At 64.4% G+C, this 16849-nt stretch carries 12 protein-coding genes; 5 read left to right on the top strand and 7 right to left on the bottom strand.

Annotated features, from left to right (window positions below; genetic code table 11):
- Nucleotide 1 precedes the first annotated feature (1 nt).
- Nucleotides 2-1111, top strand: coding sequence for a methionine ABC transporter ATP-binding protein (locus AC3WL2_RS04020; protein WP_102683487.1), 1110 nt, complete (start codon nt 2-4; stop codon nt 1109-1111).
- Entirely contained in the window at nt 1101-1745 is a 645-nt protein-coding gene (locus AC3WL2_RS04015) for a methionine ABC transporter permease (RefSeq protein ID WP_023632119.1), read from the top strand. The genes AC3WL2_RS04020 and AC3WL2_RS04015 overlap by 11 nt, the downstream gene beginning before the upstream one ends.
- Before the next feature lie 31 nt (nt 1746-1776).
- Here the strand turns inward: AC3WL2_RS04015 and dibA are convergent, their stop codons facing one another.
- Nucleotides 1777-3672, bottom strand: coding sequence for a phosphodiesterase DibA (gene dibA / locus AC3WL2_RS04010; RefSeq protein WP_102683488.1), 1896 nt, complete (start codon nt 3670-3672; stop codon nt 1777-1779).
- 150 nt (nt 3673-3822) lie between these two features.
- On the opposite strand from dibA, the gene desA reads away from it, so the two are divergent.
- Together desA and AC3WL2_RS04000 are read left to right on the top strand one after the other, a co-directional pair.
- Nucleotides 3823-5007, top strand: a complete 1185-nt coding sequence (gene desA, locus AC3WL2_RS04005) for a delta-9 fatty acid desaturase DesA (protein WP_102683489.1) — start codon at nt 3823-3825, stop codon at nt 5005-5007.
- A gap of 141 nt (nt 5008-5148) precedes the next feature.
- A complete protein-coding gene (locus tag AC3WL2_RS04000; protein ID WP_046857663.1) occupies nt 5149-6138 on the top strand; it encodes a GGDEF domain-containing protein in 990 nt (329 codons plus the stop codon).
- Between the two features lie 6 nt (nt 6139-6144).
- On the opposite strand, the gene AC3WL2_RS03995 is transcribed toward AC3WL2_RS04000, so the two are convergent.
- From AC3WL2_RS03995 to AC3WL2_RS03970, 6 genes are all read right to left on the bottom strand, one after another.
- The gene (locus tag AC3WL2_RS03995; RefSeq protein WP_219730451.1) at nt 6145-6831 is read right to left on the bottom strand and encodes a hypothetical protein; all 687 of its coding nucleotides are present in this window, start codon (nt 6829-6831) and stop codon (nt 6145-6147) included.
- 233 nt (nt 6832-7064) lie between these two features.
- On the bottom strand, nt 7065-8402 hold the full coding sequence (locus tag AC3WL2_RS03990) for a response regulator (protein ID WP_256582478.1): 1338 nt from the start codon (nt 8400-8402) through the stop codon (nt 7065-7067).
- Between the two features lie 135 nt (nt 8403-8537).
- The gene (gene gabT, locus AC3WL2_RS03985; protein ID WP_102683490.1) at nt 8538-9815 is read right to left on the bottom strand and encodes a 4-aminobutyrate--2-oxoglutarate transaminase; all 1278 of its coding nucleotides are present in this window, start codon (nt 9813-9815) and stop codon (nt 8538-8540) included.
- A 183-nt stretch (nt 9816-9998) separates the two neighbouring features.
- Nucleotides 9999-11441: an NADP-dependent succinate-semialdehyde dehydrogenase gene (gabD, locus tag AC3WL2_RS03980; RefSeq protein ID WP_046853707.1), complete on the bottom strand. Its 1443-nt coding sequence runs from the start codon at nt 11439-11441 to the stop codon at nt 9999-10001.
- 282 nt (nt 11442-11723) lie between these two features.
- Nucleotides 11724-13397: an aryl-sulfate sulfotransferase gene (locus tag AC3WL2_RS03975; protein WP_102683491.1), complete on the bottom strand. Its 1674-nt coding sequence runs from the start codon at nt 13395-13397 to the stop codon at nt 11724-11726.
- Nucleotides 13398-13414: 17 nt separating this feature from the next.
- Nucleotides 13415-15748: a TonB-dependent receptor gene (locus AC3WL2_RS03970; protein WP_102683492.1), complete on the bottom strand. Its 2334-nt coding sequence runs from the start codon at nt 15746-15748 to the stop codon at nt 13415-13417.
- Between the two features lie 192 nt (nt 15749-15940).
- Between AC3WL2_RS03970 and AC3WL2_RS03965 the strand changes: the two genes are divergently transcribed.
- Nucleotides 15941-16846, top strand: coding sequence for a LysR family transcriptional regulator (locus AC3WL2_RS03965; RefSeq protein ID WP_102683493.1), 906 nt, complete (start codon nt 15941-15943; stop codon nt 16844-16846).
- The last annotated feature ends 3 nt before the right edge of the window (nt 16847-16849 follow it).

Raw genomic sequence — 16849 nt, 5'->3', positions numbered from 1 at the left:
TATGGCCCAGGCCAGCGCCCTGAGGGCGCCCATCCCGCCCGCCGAACCGTGCAAGGCCGAGGAAACGGCCCTGCGCCCGGAAGTGAACCAGGCGCACATCCGCTTCATCGGCCTTGGCAAGACCTATCCGGGCCAGGGCCAACCAGCGCTGCAAGGCATCGACCTGAACATCCGCCGCGGCGAAATATTCGGCATCATCGGCCGCAGCGGTGCCGGCAAGTCTTCGCTGCTGCGCACGATCAACCGCCTGGAACAGCCCAGCCAGGGCCGGGTGCTGATCGACCAGGTGGATATCGCGCCGTTCGACGAGGACCGCCTGGTGGCCCTGCGCCGGCGCATCGGCATGATCTTCCAGCACTTCAACCTGATGTCGGCCAAGACCGTGTGGCAGAACGTCGAGCTGCCGCTGAAGGTTGCCGGCGTGGCCAAGGCCGAGCGCCAGCGCAAGGTACGCGAGCTGCTGGAGCTGGTGGGCCTTGCGGAAAAGCACCATGTCTACCCCGCGCAGCTGTCCGGCGGGCAAAAGCAGCGCGTCGGCATCGCCCGGGCGCTGGTGCATGACCCCGAGATCCTGCTGTGCGACGAAGCCACCTCCGCGCTGGACCCGGAAACCACTGCCTCGATCCTCGAGCTGCTGCGCGACATCAACCAACGCCTGGGCCTGACCGTGGTGCTGATCACCCACGAAATGGCGGTGATCCGCGATATCTGCCAGCGCGTGGTGGTGCTCGAGCGGGGCGAGATCGTCGAACAGGGCGAGGTCTGGCAAGTGTTCGGCACACCGCGCCACGACGTCACCCGCACCCTGCTCGCACCGCTGCAGACCAAGCTGCCGGCCACCTTGCAGGCCAGTCTACGCAGCCAGCCGGGCAGCCGCGACGCGGCCGTGGTGCTCAAGCTCGACCTGGTGGGCGAGCCGGAACTGAGCGCCCTGTTCAGCGATCTGGGCGGACGCGTGCGGCTGCTCCAGGGCGGCGTCGAGACCATCGGCGAGCATGCCTTGGGGCAACTGATCCTGGCAGTGCGCGGCTCGCCGCTGGACACCCGCCAGTTGCTCGAACGCGCCCGTCGCTGGGCCGTGGATGTGGAGGTACTCGGCCATGTGGATTGATCGCCTGCTGCAAGGCTTGCTCGACACCCTGCTGATGGTCGGCGTGTCCTCGCTGGTCGCGCTGGTCGTCGGGGTACCGATGGCAGTGCTGCTGGTCACCAGCGACAAGGGCGGGATCTTCGAGGCCGCCGCGCTGAACCGGGTGCTGGGTGCCATCGTCAACCTGTTCCGCTCGATCCCGTTCCTGATCCTGATGGTCGCGCTGATCCCCTTTACCCGCCTGGTGGTCGGCACCACCTATGGCGTGTGGGCCGCCGTGGTGCCGCTGACAATTGCCGCCACGCCGTTCTTCGCGCGCATCGCCGAGGTCAGCCTGCGCGAGGTGGACCACGGCCTGATTGAAGCGGCACAGGCCATGGGCTGCCGGCGCTGGCACATCGTCTGGCACGTGCTGCTGCCCGAGGCACTGCCGGGGATCGTCGGCGGGTTCACCATCACCCTGGTGACGCTGATCAACTCCTCGGCCATGGCCGGGGCGATCGGTGCCGGGGGTTTGGGCGATATTGCCTACCGCTACGGCTACCAGCGCTTCGACAGCCAGATCATGCTGACCGTGATCGTGATGCTGGTGGCGCTGGTGGCGGTGATCCAGCTGGGTGGGGACCGTTTGGCCAAAGGTTTGAACAAGCGTTGAGCCCATCGCGGGCTTGCCCCGCGATGCGGTGTCAGCCCCAGTGCAGCTCCGCCGCCGGCACCGGCCGCCCGAACCAGTACCCCTGCCCCAGCTGGCACTGCTGTTCCAGCAGGAACCGCGCCTGCTCGGCCTGCTCCACCCCTTCGGCATGCACCTGCATGCCCATGCTTCGCGCCAGGGCGATGATCACCCGCACGATGGCAATGTCGTCTTCATCGTGGGGCAGGCCTGCCACGAAGCCCTGGTCGATCTTCAGCTTTTGCACGGGCATGCGTTTGAGCCGCAGCAATGACGAATAACCTGTACCGAAATCGTCGATGGCCAAGGTCACGCCCAGCTCGCGCAGGCGATGCAGCTGTTCCAGGGCGACCTCGGGGTCTTCCATCACCGCGCTCTCTGTCACTTCGAGCTCGAGCAGCGACGGATCCAGCCCGGTATCATGCAGCGCATCGGCCACCTGGCGGTACAGGTCACGCTGGCTGAACAGGCGACTGGAGATGTTCACCGCCACGAACGCCAGCTGCCGCCCTTCGGCCTGCCACTGCACCATCTGCCGACACGCTTGGTGCAGCACCCAGGCGTCGATTTCGGCAATCAGCCCGGTACGCTCGGCGATGGGGATGAACTCCCCGGGGGGAACCAGGCCACGCACGGGATGCTGCCAGCGCACCAGCGCCTCGACGCCGATCATCCGGGCGGTGAACAGGTCGTGCACCGGCTGGAAGAACACCCGCAGCTCCTGCTGTTCGAGCGCCCGACGCAATTCGCCGGCGGTCTCGACCCGCTGCTGGGCATGGGCGGTAAGCTCCTCGGTGTACAGCGCGTAGCAGGCGCGGCCATTGCTCTTGGCCTTGAACAGCGCCGAATCGGCGTTGCGCAGCAGCTGCTCGGCGCTCAGTGCATCGTTGGGGAACAGGCTGATGCCGATGCTGGCACTGATGAACAGGCGGTTGCCCTCGAAACAGAACGGTTCTTTCAAGCGCTCGATGATCGATTGCGCCAACTTGCCTGCCTGGCCGACCTGCTGACAGCTCTCGGCCAGCACGCCGAACTCGTCTCCCCCCAGGCGCGCCAGGGTCACACCATTGCCCAGCACCTCGCGCAGACGTTCGCCGACCAGCTTGAGCAGTTGGTCGCCAATGGTGTGGCCGAGGCCGTCGTTGATGCTCTGGAAGTGATCGAGGTCGAGCAGCAGCAAGGCGCAGCCGCGCTTGTTGGCCTGCGCCGCGGCCATCGCCTGCATGGCGCGATCATTGAACAGCAGGCGGTTGGGCAGACCGGTCAGCGGATCGTGGTGAACGAGATAGGCCAGCTCCTGTTCGGTGTGCTTGATCACGCTGATGTCGCTGAACACTGCGACGTAATGGCTAAGCTCACCACTGTCGTCACGAATGGCGCAGATCGTCTGCCATTGCGGGTAGATTTCCCCGCTTTTACGGCGATTCCAGATTTCCCCGCTCCATTCGCCCTGCTCCGCCAGCGCGGCATAGATCTGCTGGTAGAACGGCGCTCCATGCCGCCCTGACTTGAACTTGCTCGGACGTTGGCCGATGACTTCTTCCTGCTGGTAGCCGGTAATGCGCATGAATGCCCGGTTGACGTGCACGATCAGGCCGTTGCGATCGGTCACCAGCACCCCTTCCAGAGTGCTGTCGAACACCGCCGCAGCCATGCGCAGGCGCTCGCGGTCATCGCTGCGCAGGCGCGCGCCGATACCAATGAAGTTGAGCAGGCGCGCACGTGAAACGAAGATCAGCGCGGCACTGAGCAAGACCCAGAGCACGACATTGATCTGCCGCCCCACGGCCAGGGCCAACGGATCCTCGGTCATGCCGTGCAAGACCAGCTCGGACAGCACCAGCCAGAGAATCGAAAGCAACACGTAGAGCCCGGCCATGCGCAAGGCGTCGCGAACGGAAACAGACATGTCGGGTGAATGAGCCCATGAAAAAAGAAGGGGCATTATAGGGGCTGAAACACCCTGTGACTTCCTATCCAAAAGCGCGACTGGTTTTATTTCCCCGCCAAAGGATAATGCCTGCGTTGTTCCGCCTGTTTTCCGAGGGTATTTCCCGTTATGTGGTATTACGGTCTGCTCGACTTGTCGGCCTGGCAACTGGTCGCCGTCACCCTGCTGATGACCCATGTGACCATCGTCAGCGTCACCATCTACCTGCACCGCTACTCGGCCCACCGCGCCCTGGAGCTGAACGCGGGCCTCAAGCATTTCTTCCGTTTCTGGCTGTGGCTCACCACGGCGCAGAACACCCGCGAGTGGACCGCCATCCACCGCAAGCACCACGCCAAGTGCGAAACCCCCGACGACCCGCACAGCCCGGTGCACAAGGGCCTGGGCACCGTGCTGCGCAAGGGCGCCGAGCTGTACCGGGAAGAGGCGAAAAACGAGGAAACGCTGCGCATCTACGGCAAGAACTGCCCGGACGACTGGATCGAGCGCAACCTCTACACCCGCTACAAGCTCGGCGGCATCGCCCTGATGGCGGTACTCGACCTGCTGCTGTTCGGCACCATCGGCATCACCATCTGGGCGATCCAGATGATGTGGATTCCGTTCTGGGCCGCCGGTGTGGTCAACGGTCTGGGCCATGCCGTGGGCTATCGCAACTTCGAATGCCGCGACGCCGCCACCAATCTGGTGCCGTGGGGCATCATCATTGGCGGCGAGGAGCTGCACAACAACCATCACACCTACCCCAACTCGGCGAAGCTTTCGGTACGCCGCTGGGAGTTCGACATGGGCTGGATGTGGATCCGCCTGCTGAGCCTGCTGCGCCTGGCCAAGGTGCAACGGGTGGCGCCCATCGCCCATCGGGTGGAAGGCAAGGCGTCGCTGGACATGGACACCGCCATGGCCATCCTCAACAACCGCTTCCAGATCATGGCCCAGTACCGCAAGCTGGTGATCGGCCCGCTGGTCAAGCAGGAGCTGGACAAGGTCGACACCTCGGTACGCCACCGCTTCCGCCGCGCCAAGCGTCTGCTCTCGCGGGAAACCAGCCTGCTGCAGGATCGCCACCACGTGCGCATCGAGTCGCTGCTGGCCCACAGCCAGGCTCTCAAGACCATCTACGAAAAGCGCCTGGCGCTACAGCAGATCTGGGCGCGCACCAGCGCCAACGGCCACGACATGCTCGCCGCCATGAAGGACTGGGTACACGAGGCCGAGGCCAGTGGCATCCAGTCGCTGCGTGACTTCGCCGCCCAGCTCAAGACCTACTCGCTGCGCCCCAACGGCGCCTGAGCCACCGTTGATCGGCATGCCCCGCAGAGGGGCGTGCCGACCGGAACTTCCCCCCCTGCAATCGACTCAAATCCGGCATATCGCCCGCGTGGCGGGCCGGACCGTGGCCGCACGCCCATCGTCGAGAACCGTTCCGTGCTCATGGCCAAAGATCTCCCACCCACCTCTACCGGCACCCCGCGCCCCGAAGCTGCTCAAACCCTGCTGGCGCTGCTGCACGCTCAAGGCGAAGTGGCCCGCCTGAGCGAACGCGAGCAGCTGTACAGCTCGCTGCTCGACAGCGTCAACGCCGTGCTCTGGGCCTTCGACTGGGAAACCCGTCAGGTGCTCTACGTCAGCCCCGCCTACGAACGCATCTTCGGCCGCCCGGCCAGCCTGGTGCTGGCCGACTACAACGAATGGCGCGACGCCATCTACCCGGACGACCTGGAGTACGCCGAGCGCAGCCTGGCCCAGGTGCTGGTCAAGGGCACCGTCGAGGACCGCGAGTACCGCATCCTCAACGCCGCCGGCGAGGTGCGCTGGCTCAGCGACAAGTGCTATATCAACCAGCAGCGTGAAGGCGACCAGCGGGTGATCATCGTCGGCATCGCCGAGGACATCACCGAGAAAAAACAGCTCGAAGGTGAGTTGCAGCGCCTGGCCACCACCGACGTGCTCACCCAGAGCAGCAATCGCAGGCATTTCTTCGAGTGCGCCCAGCAGGCCTTCGACAGCGCCCGCGAGGACGGCACGCCGATGGCCTTCCTGCTGTTGGACATCGACGACTTCAAGCACATCAACGACAGCTATGGTCACCAGGAAGGCGACCAGGTGCTGCAGCGCATCGCCGACAGTGGCAAGGCCGTGCTACGGCGTGGCGATCAGTTCGGGCGCATAGGGGGAGAGGAATTCGCCGCCGTGTTCCCCGGCTGCACCGCGCAGGTGGCCGAACAGATTGCCGAGCGGTTGCAGCGGGAAATCCAGCGGTTGAGTTTCAGCCATGGAGAGCAGACCTACGGAGTTACCGTAAGCCAGGGGCTGACCGGGCTGCAAGATGAGGATGAAACGCTCGACAACCTGTTCGCCCGGGCGGATGCGGCCATGTACCGTGCCAAGCGCCAGGGCAAGAACCAGATAGTGAAAGGCTGAAGCGGGTCACTTCGCGGCTGAGACACTCCATTCATAATCGATCGGCCCGCTACGTGGCCCAGCCAGTATCCCCTCTGGCTCTTTCTCCAGACCTTCCTTGAAGCCAACTTCGAGAAAATGTCGTTGCTGATCGGTGATTTCACCCGCCAGAGCGATAGCCTGGGCTGTGTAGCGCTTGATCAGTGCAGCCCTCTTGGAATCTTTCGAATAGCTCACAGGCACCTCCGAGATGTGGAAAGTACGTTGCGGGCTCATTGCCGCAACGGATATCACGAGACTTCCGCCCGGATCGCGAGCGAAGCCAAGCGACTGGTACAGGGGCTCGGCCCCCGGGTCCGGCTGTTGAACCTCAATTCGCGAGTACTTGAGCATCCTTGCGTACTCTGCAACCGCCAACAACGACAGTGACGCCACCAGCCCCCTCAATGGGTTCTCCGGGCCCGGCTTGCCCTCCAGCAGGATGATCTTGATGCAGCGCCTGCTTCGCCGGGGGCTGGCATAGCAGAGCCCACAGAGCTCTCGCGCAGACCACAACGACAGGTCGAAGCCTTTGAGGTCGAAGTCCGTCCATCGCGGCACCTCCTCCCAAGGAAAGTGGTGGGTCTGCTCGCCCCAGCCCTGAAAAGCCTCGAAAGCCGTGTGACCAATAGGTTCGAAACATACCTTGTCGACGTCAAGCCCAGGTCTGGGCACACGTTGGCTCTTGCAGAATGCTTCCTAGGCCAGCTTTCGCGCTTGCGATCGAAAGACCTGATAGCGCAGACCACGGTGTCTGTACGTACTCATCTTCAGCCGCAACCTTCCTGCCATCCCGTTGTTGGAGTGGAGGGAAAGCTACGCCTGAAGGACTTCTCTGGATACGAACTACCGTCCGCAATATCTGTAGGAATGCTCCCAAGCCTGATGCAATCCCGGCGGTGCACTGATCAAGCCTGGCGCTCCTCATCTTCGGCCGGGGCTGCATCAGTAGCCGGCGCAATAACCGGGGCAACCTGCGGCTCGCTCGCAGCAGTTTCCGCCACCTGATGCTCAGCCTCCTCCCGTGCCAGCGCCTCCGGGTCCACCTTGCGCAGCCGCGACAACTCCGGCAACCCCAGCTTGAGCAACCGCGCCGTCTTGCTGCTGGCGATCTTCTCCAGCCCCTCGCTGGGCCTGAGTCGCGACAGTTGCCCGGCCAGGTTCATCGCCAGGATCTCCCGGGAGTAGACGCCGCCACCGAGCTGATACACCGCGGCGATCAGCTCGCGCAGGTCGAGCGGCAAGCGCCAGCGGGTGCGCAGTGCCGAGCCGAACGGTGCGCCGAACTCGTTGAGCGATAGCTCCACCTGGTCCTCGTCCAACTCGCCACCGGCCAGTCGCCACTCCTGCAAGGTGCGCAGCACCGCCAGGTCGCCCAGGCAATGCAACAAACCCGCGCAGTAACAGCGCCCTTCGTCCACTTCGAGGGTGCGCGCCAAGGTGCGTGCGTAGTCGGCGGCATGCAGCGACAGATTCCAGTAGTGCGCGGCATGCCGCGCCAACAAGGGGTCGCTCAACCGCGCGCTGCGCTTGAGCGTTAGCCCGAGGATCAGGTTCATGCTCTGGGTGCTGCCAAGCTTGTTCAGCGCCTGCAGCAAGGTCTGCACCGGCGCTTCGCGATGCAGCGCGGCGCTGTTGGCGGCAGCGATGAGCACGCCGGTAATCTGCGGGTCGTTGCGTACCTCTTCCTCGAGTACCTTGAGGTTCAAGCCATTTGGGTTGAGGGCGCGCTTGACCGCCACCTGCACATCGGCGAACAGTGGGCCGCCATCGGCAGTGGCGCGGCGTTGCTCGAGGTAGGCCGGCAGTTGCACGCCGGGCTGCAGCGGTGGCACCGGGCAGGCGATCTGCTCGCCCACCTCCAGCAGCAGGTTTTCCAGACGCTTGCGCAGGTTATCCAGGTCGAGCGGCTTGCTCAGGTAGGCGGTGGGGTGCAACGGCAGCGCCTCGCGCACACTGGCGCTGTCGGTGCGGTTGCTCATCAGGATGAACGGCAGGCCGGGCTTGTCGCCCCTGGCGCGCACCTTGCGCAGCAGGTCCAGGCCATCGAGGCCGGAAAGCTCACGGGCGGCGATGATCAGGTCAGGCTTGGCCGCCAGCGCGCTCAGGGCCTGGGAGCCATCGGCACAGACCTGCAGGCGGGCGTCACAGCGCACACTGAGCAGCATTTCGCTGAGCATGTCGCGTACCCAAGGGTCACCCTCGGCGATCAAGACACAAGGGGCAACGGGGTCGGCAGCGCTCATGAGCGAGTCTCCAGAAATGACGCGCGATCCATCGCAGCTTCCACGGAATCCTCCTACAACCTTAGCGCCTGAAGCCGGCGAACGGCATAAAAAAACCCGCCGAGGCGGGTTTTTTTCTGAAACGTGTCACATATTTCAGGCCAGTTCGGCGAAGCACTCTTCGATGATCGCCAGGCCTTTATCCAGCAGGGCATCTTCTGCGGTCAGCGGTACCAGGATACGCAGGACGTTGCCGTAGGTGCCGCAGGACAGCAGGATCAAGCCCTTGTCGCGAGCCTTGGCGACAACCTGGGCAACGGCGGCGGCGTTCGGGGTGTGGGTGCCTTTCTCGAAGACTTCCACGGCAATCATCGAACCCAGGCCACGGACATCGCCGATGATCGGGTGCTTCTTCTGGATTTCACGCAGGCCGGCGGTCAGGCGCTCGCCAACGGCCTTGCTGCGATCCAGCAGCTGCTCTTCCTCGAACACTTCGATCACCGCCAGGGCTGCGGCGCAAGCGATTGGCGAACCGGCGTAGGTGCCGCCCAGGCCGCCTGGGGCGATGGCGTCCATGTACTCGGCCTTGCCGCACACACCGGCCAGCGGGAAGCCGCCGGCGATCGACTTGGCGAAGGTGGTGAGGTCAGGCGCGACGCCCATCTGCTCCATGGCGAAGAAGGTACCGGTACGGCCGGCGCCGGTCTGCACTTCGTCGGCGATCAGCAGGATGCCGTGCTGGTCGCACAGGGCACGCAGGCGCTGCATCAGCTCTTTCGGCGCAGGCAGGAAGCCGCCTTCGCCTTGTACCGGCTCGAGGATGATCGCGGCGATGTCACGCGGCTCGGCGTCGTTCTTGAAGATGCGCTCGACCGAGGCGATGGCGTCGTCAACGCTGATACCGTGCAGCTCGCTCGGGAACAGGGCGCGGAAGATGCCGCCTGGCATCAGGCCCATGCCGGCGGAGTACGGCACGACCTTGCCGGTCAGGCCCAGGGTCATCATGGTGCGGCCATGATAGCCGCCAGTGAAGGCGATCACGCCAGCACGGCCGGTGGCGGCACGGGCGATCTTCACGGCGTTTTCAACGGCTTCGGAGCCAGTGGTGACCAGCAGGGTCTTCTTGTCGAAGTTGCCAGGCACCAGCTTGTTGATCTTTTCGCACAGCTCGACGTACGGCTCGTAGGCCAGCACCTGGAAGCAGGTGTGGCTGACCTTGGTCAGCTGCTCTTGCACGGCCGCGACCACTTTCGGGTGCAGGTGGCCGGTGTTCAGTACAGCGATGCCGCCGGCGAAGTCGATCAGTTCGCGGCCTTCAACGTCGATCACCGTCGAGTTCTTCGCGGTATCGACGAAGATCGGGTGGATCTGGCCAACGCCACGTGGGACGGCGGCGACACGACGTTGCATCAGGGATTCGTTGGTCTTGCTCATAGTGCCCTCAATTGCGCCGGTTCTGCGGCGCTTTTATTCGGGGGTGGCTGGACGCAGGCGTGCACAGTATTCGTTGATCGACTGTCACACATGCCCTGGCCACCGGGTACCGCTATGTCAAAAAGGCCAGCGAGACGTCGCTCTCGCGCCCCGCTGGCAGAGGTAAAAGCGTTTACCTGGCGATCAGACGCTGATGCACAGGTATTTGATCTCGAGGTAGTCCTCGATGCCGTACTTGGAACCTTCGCGGCCAAGGCCCGACGCCTTGATGCCGCCAAACGGCGCGACTTCGTTGGAGATCAGGCCGGTGTTGATGCCGACCATGCCGTACTCCAGGGCCTCGGCGACGCGGAACACGCGGCTCATGTCACGGGCATAGAAGTACGAGGCCAGGCCGAACTCGGTGTCGTTGGACATGGCGATGACTTCGGCCTCGTCCTTGAAGCGGAACAGCGGCGCCAGCGGGCCGAAGGTCTCTTCCTTGGCGACGGCGGCGGTTTTCGGCACGTCGACCAGGATGGTCGGCTCGAAGAAGTTGCCTTCGATGAGCTTGCCACCGGACAGCACCTTGGCGCCCTTGGCGACGGCGTCCTCGATGTGCTCCTGGACCTTGGCGACAGCCTTGCCGTCGATCAGCGGGCCAGTGGTGGTGCCTTCTTCCAGGCCGTTGCCGATCTTCAGCTTGGCCACGGCGGCTTTCAGCTTCTCGGCGAAGGCGTCGTAGACACCGTCCTGCACGTAGATACGGTTGGCGCAGACGCAGGTCTGACCGTTGTTGCGGTACTTGGAGATGATCGCGCCCTCGACCGCCTTGTCCAGGTCGGCGTCGTCGAACACGATGAACGGCGCGTTGCCGCCCAGCTCCAGGGAAACTTTCTTGATGTCCTTGGCGCACTCTTCCATCAACTGGCGACCAATTTCGGTCGAGCCGGTGAAGGACAGCTTGCGCACCAGGGAGTTGCCGGTCAGCTCGGAGCCGACTTCGCCGGCGCTGCCGGTGATCACGCTCAGCACGCCAGCCGGGATGCCGGCACGGGTGGCCAGTTCGACCAGGGCCAGGGCAGAGTACGGGGTCTGCGAAGCGGGCTTGAGCACCATCGTGCAACCGGCGGCCAGGGCCGGGCCGGCTTTGCGGGTGATCATCGCGGCCGGGAAGTTCCACGGGGTGATGGCGGCGGTGACGCCGATCGGCTGCTTGATGACAATCAGGCGCTTGTCCGGCTGGTGGCCTGGGATGACGTCGCCGTAGACACGCTTGGCTTCTTCGGCGAACCACTCGATGAACGAGGCGGCATAGGCGATTTCGCCCTTGGCTTCGGCCAGTGGCTTGCCCTGCTCGGTGGTCATCAGGCGGGCCAGGTCGTCCTGGTGCTCGATCATCAGCTCGAACCAGCGGCGCAGCTTGCCGGCACGCTCTTTGGCGGTCAGTGCGCGCCAGGCCGGCAGCGCCTTGTCGGCGGCCTCGATGGCGCGGCGGGTTTCGGCGGCGCCCATCTTCGGCACGCTGCCGATCACTTCGCCGGTGGCCGGGTTGGTCACCTTGATGGTCTGACCGCTGTCCGCATCCAGCCATTCACCATTGATGAAGGCCTGCTGGCGGAACAACTGAGCGTCTTTGAGCTGCATGTCGGCTTCCCTTTACTGCGAATTTTGATTGTTGAAAAGGCGCCCTCGATGCGGGGGCGGCCGTCAGGAATTCGTGCACCAGGGTGTTCGACGCCTGGGTGCCGAGCGTTTGAAATCTCAAACGGAATGCTAAGCGGGCGCTGGGGGGTTGGACAATAGGCTGTTCGAAAAAAAGAACGAGTGGTCGGAATTCAGATCAGTGGAAATGCATCGCGGGGGAAGTCGCATCGGCGGTGCGCCGATGCGACTTGCCCCGCGATAGGGTCCTGGAAGGTTAGTCCATCAGAACGCCTTGTCGAGGTCGATCACCACTGCCCGGTAGCCCACGCTGCCCGGCTGGCGGCTGTGCACTTTCAGCTCCACCGCCACCTCCTGGGTGCCGCGACGCACTTCATTGAGCACGCTGGTCGTCAGCTTCTCGGGCGTGAGGAAGTTCACCGAAGCCGAATAGATGAACTGGGTATCGGTATCGGCCCGATACGCCACCACCGAGGTGATCGGGCTGTACCACTCGTCACCCCGCTCCTTGCCGTACTGCCACACCTGCTCGACCGTGCCCTTGGCCTCGTCGATCCTGTACTCCACCGCCCGGCTGTAGTTGCCCGCCAGCTTAGTCGGGCCGAAGTCCCGGCCCCAGCCGTTGTCGAACACGGTCAGCGTGCCGCGCCCGGTCAGCCAGGCGGTGTGCTGGGTCCAGGACCATTCGAAGCCCTCGCCCACGGGTTTGAGCACCTTGTCCTGCAGGCGCGCCGGCCAGCCCTGAGGCGCAGCAAGAATCCACTTCACCTGCTTGTCGCGACCGATCTTCACCACGCCCTGGTGCCGTGCTGAAACGATGATGCTGTCGTCATCGGCGTCGTAGTCGATGGCGTTGACGTGGGCCCAGTTGCGTCCGGTACCGACGCCGGGAGTGTCGCCGAACGGCAGGTCGCCTTCGGCCAGCTCGTTGGCCAGGCGCTCGTCCTGTTTCTGCACGCCGTCCGGCAGCTGGATCGCGGCCTTGCCCAGGGTTTCCAGCAGCTCGCCGCGGTACGGGTCGAGGATCTGGTTCAGGTCCCAGAAGTCGAGCACGTCGCCGGCCTCGTTGACCTCGATGATATGGTCGCGGATCGAGCGCACGCGCTTGCCATCCGGGCGGCGGTAGTCGCTGGTGCCGACCCGCAACAGGTAGGTGCCGTTGGGCGTCTCGCGGATCTCGTGGGAGAAGTCGGCGAACTTGTCCGGCAGGTTGCGCTGCCAGATACGCCGGCCAAGCAGGTCGTACTTGGAATAGGTCTGGCCCTGGCCCCAGATCAGCTTGCCGTCGCGGGTCTGGTGGAAGCCCATGGTTCCGCCCAGGCCGTCGCGGTGGTTGGAATCGTGGATCTGCTCGATATCGAGGTACCAGCGCACATCGCCGTTGCTGTCGGCGATCCAGTTGTTGCCCACCGAGTCCCACTCGGCGGCACCGCCCAGACCGTTCCATTTGAAGGCCCGGCCACCGGGGATGTCTGCCAGCAGGTGATTGAACAGGTACAGGCGCTGTTCGAAGCCGGGCGCGACCTTGACCGGTTCGACCTCGGGCAGCGCCGCAGTCTGCTTTGCCACCACCGGCAGGCGCACCGCCGGGGCGTAGATCTCGTAACGCTCGCGAATGCGCTCACCCTCGAGCTTGTAGCTCACCTCCACCTGGTTGACGTGGTCCGGATACAGGCCGAACACCGGAATGCCGCCGTAGGTCCACAGCGAGCGGTCGGACACGTCGTAGACAATATCGATACCGCGCTCGCCACGCCCCAGCACGCGAACGTGAGCGGCGCCAAGGCTGCGGCCGCCGTCGCGGATGATCGCGGTCAGCGGCGCCAGGCGATACGGGTTGACCACCACGTCGCCGAGCAGGGCTTCGTCGCGGTCGGGCACCTTGGCGGTGAGGCAGGCGCCTTCGGGCAGGTCGTGGGGTTGGGTCTTGGCGTTCATGGCAAAGCTCCTTGTGCTCAGAAGTCGTAACGGGCGGTGGCGCCCACGGTGCGCGGCGTGCCAAGCACCCCGGCATAGCCACCGTTGGCGGAGTTCCACAGGCTGGTGAAGTAGGTCTTGTCGCCGGCGTTCTTCACCCACAGCGACAGGTCGAGCACGCCGTCGCCCTGGTCCAGGCGCACGCCGGTGGACAGGTTGACGATGGCGTAGCTGGGGATCTGGCCATAGTCGGAATCGTCGATGGTGCCGACGGCCCTGGAGCGGAAGGCGTAGCTGGCGGTGACGTAGGGCTCGATACGCTCGGTCAGCTGCCACTTGTACTGGCCGTTGAGGTTGGCGATGTACTTGGAAGCGCCGACCACCTGGTGGCCGGACAGATCGCAAGTGGCCGCGGCATTGGCCAGGCTCACCTCCGGCGGGCACGGTGCGTCGTCGTACTCGGTGTAGCGCACGTCGTTCCACGAGCCATTGAAATTCACGGTCAGGCCGCGGACCGGCAGGGCCGTGGCCTCGAACTCCAGGCCTCGCGAGCGCACGCTGCCGGCGTTGGCCAGGTACTGCACGCGGTTGGCCTCGTCATAGACGTTGGCCTGGTAGCCGTGCACTTCGGTCCAGAACAGGTTGGTGTTGAGCTGCAGGCGGTTGTCCAGCAGCGTGCTCTTGATCCCCAGCTCCGCGTTGTTGGCGCGTTCGGTACCCACCAGTAGCGAGTCGGTGCCCAGCCTTGGCGCGGCGCCAACGGTGAGGTTGACGCCACCGGACTTCTCGCCGTGGGACAGGCTGGCATAGCCCAGCACCGCGTCGCTGAAGCGGTAGCTCAGGCTGAGCAGCCCGGAAGGGGCGAAGCTGTATTGGTTGAGGTCACCTGAATCGTAGGCGCCCACCCTGCCCTGGCGCGCCGCGGCCGCCGCACCGGTCACGGCCGCGCCGCCGGACGGCGCGTCGCGGGTCACCCAGGCGCTTTTCTCTTCGTAGGTACCCCGCACGCCAGCGGTGAAATCCAGGCGCTCGGTCAGGTGCCAGGTGCCTTGGGCGAACAACGCGTAGCTATCGGTATCGATGTGGCCGTTGCCGATTGTGGTGACGTTGGCCAGGGCGCCAGCCGGGGTCAGGTTCCAGATGTCGGCTTGCGGTCCGTTGTAGGTGAACGATTTGTTGTCCAGATCCTGCTTGAAGTAATAGGCGCCGAGCACATAGTCGAAGAAGCCGCCGGTGGGCGAAGCCAGGCGGATTTCCTGGGAGTACTGCTTGTCGCGCACCGAGACCCCGGCGCTGTGGAACACCGGCACGTTGAGGCCGTCGTCGTTGCGCGGCGTGAAGTCCCACCAGCGGTAGGCGGTGATCGAGGTAAGGGTGAAGTCGTTGGGCAAGGTCCAGTTGGCTTCCACCGAGGTTCCACCCTGGAACACCTTGACCATCTGGTCGGCGTCGAAGTTGACCTTGCGGTCCTTGCCCGACACCAGGGTTGCGCCGGCCTGGGCGGCCAGGCTCTCGTAGCGGTTCACGCCATTGATGGTCGGGCCGGTGCTGTAGAGGCTGAGGATACCGTTGTCGGAGTTTTCTTCGTTGTATTCGCCGATCCAGCGCAGGTTGAAGGTTTCGCTGGGCTTGAACAGCAACTGGGTGCGAAAGCCCTGGCGTTTGCCGCCGTTGAGGTCATGTCCGTTGTAGACGTTCTTCACATAGCCGTCGTCCTCGGTGTGGTAAGCACTGATGCGCCCGGCGAGGGTGTCGGTCAAAGGACCGGAGAAACTGCCCTGGGTCTGCCAGTAGCCATCCTCGCCCAGCGACGACTGCACGCTGCCCTCTTGGTGGAAAGTCGGCTTGCGCGTGGTGATGTTGAGCACACCGGCTGTGGTGTTCTTGCCGAACAGCGTCCCCTGCGGGCCACGCAGCACTTCCAGCTGCTCGACATCGAGCAGGTCGAACACCGCCATGCCCGGGCGGCCGAGGTAGACGTTGTCGAGGTAGATCCCGACGCTGCCTTCCAGGCCATCGCTGGCCGGGTTGTTGCCCAGGCCGCGGATGGAGATGCTCGATTGGCGGGCGTGCACATAGGCGACGTTGGTGCTCGGCACCAGTTGCTGCAAATCCTGCACGCGGTAGATGCGCTGGGTCTCGAGGGTTTCGCTGCCCAGCACACTGATCGGCGTGGGCACGCTCTGCGCGGTCTCTTCGCGTCGCCGGGCATTGACGGTGACGGTGCCGAGCTGGGCTTCCTGCGTCACGGCTGGGGCGGCGTTGGGCTCATCGGCAAAGCTGCTGCCGGAAGCGGCCAGCAGCACTCCAGCCGCCAGGGGGTGCAGGGCGAACAACGAGGCGCGCGCGGGCCAACGGGAAAGTCGGGACATGCAGATGCTCCTTGAGGCAAGGGCCCAGGCGAGCATTTCCGTTGGCGGAACCGAATCGCGGTCAGGCTGGTTTATATTCTTTTAAGAAATATAAATATTTGTAATTCATATTTTGTGGAATAAGAGACTCCCTTTATAAGGTTCCCAACCCTTCCCAGCAATTGCATTCCACCGAAAGTTTCCATGTAGAAAATGCATATCGACCTGCGCCAGCTCCGCCACTTCATCGCCCTTGTCGAGCACCGCAGCTTCGTCGCTGCAGCGGCTGCGGTGAACCTTTCGCAATCGGCTTTCAGCCGCAGCATCCAGACGCTGGAGCACAACGTCGGCTGCCGCCTGGTCGACCGCGCCAGCAAGGAACTGGCGCCGACCCGCCAGGGCCTGCTGGTGCTGGAGCATTCGCGGCGCCTGGTGCATGGGGCGCACAACCTGGTCAACGAGATCAATCAGTTCAATGGCGCCACCACCGGCGTGGTGCGCTTTGGTTCGGGGCCGGCGCCCGCCGGCGGGCTGGTGCCGCGGGCGGTTGCACGCTTCATCGCCGAGTACCCGGCGGCGCGCACCTGCTTCCAGGTGGACAATTGGCAGGCCTTGAACCGCCGGCTGATCGCCGAGGAGATCGAGTTCTTCGTCGCCGACACCCGCCAGTTCGAAGCCGACCCGGATTACCAGGTGCACAAGCTCACGCCCCAACGCTGGCACTTCTGCTGCCGCGCCGGGCATCCACTGACCGAGCGTGGCGAAGTGCGCGCGCAGGACCTGTTCGACTATCCGCTGGCGACCACCTTCCGCCCGCCGAACATCCGCAAGATCCTCAGCGACCTCAGTGGGCGGCAGGACTTCCTGCCCAGCGTGGAATGCGAGCATGGCTATGCGCTGCTCAATGTAGTGCAGCACTCGGACACCATCGGCATCGCCTGCAGCGCGAACCTGCGACCTTACGAAGGGTTGGTGGCGCTCAAGCTGGCGGACCTGGCACCGGAACAGGAAGAGGCGTTCTACACCCGCTATGGGGTGGTGAGCCGGGTGGGGTATGGCTTGTCGGCGCTGGCGCAGGGATTGGTGAGGCAGTTGGTGGCCTGTGACGTCGAGTTGTAGCGA

The organism is Pseudomonas sp. FW305-96, from assembly GCF_058783825.1.
The sequence above is the reverse complement of the archived record's forward strand: the minus strand, read 5'-3'. Positions and strand labels throughout refer to the sequence as shown.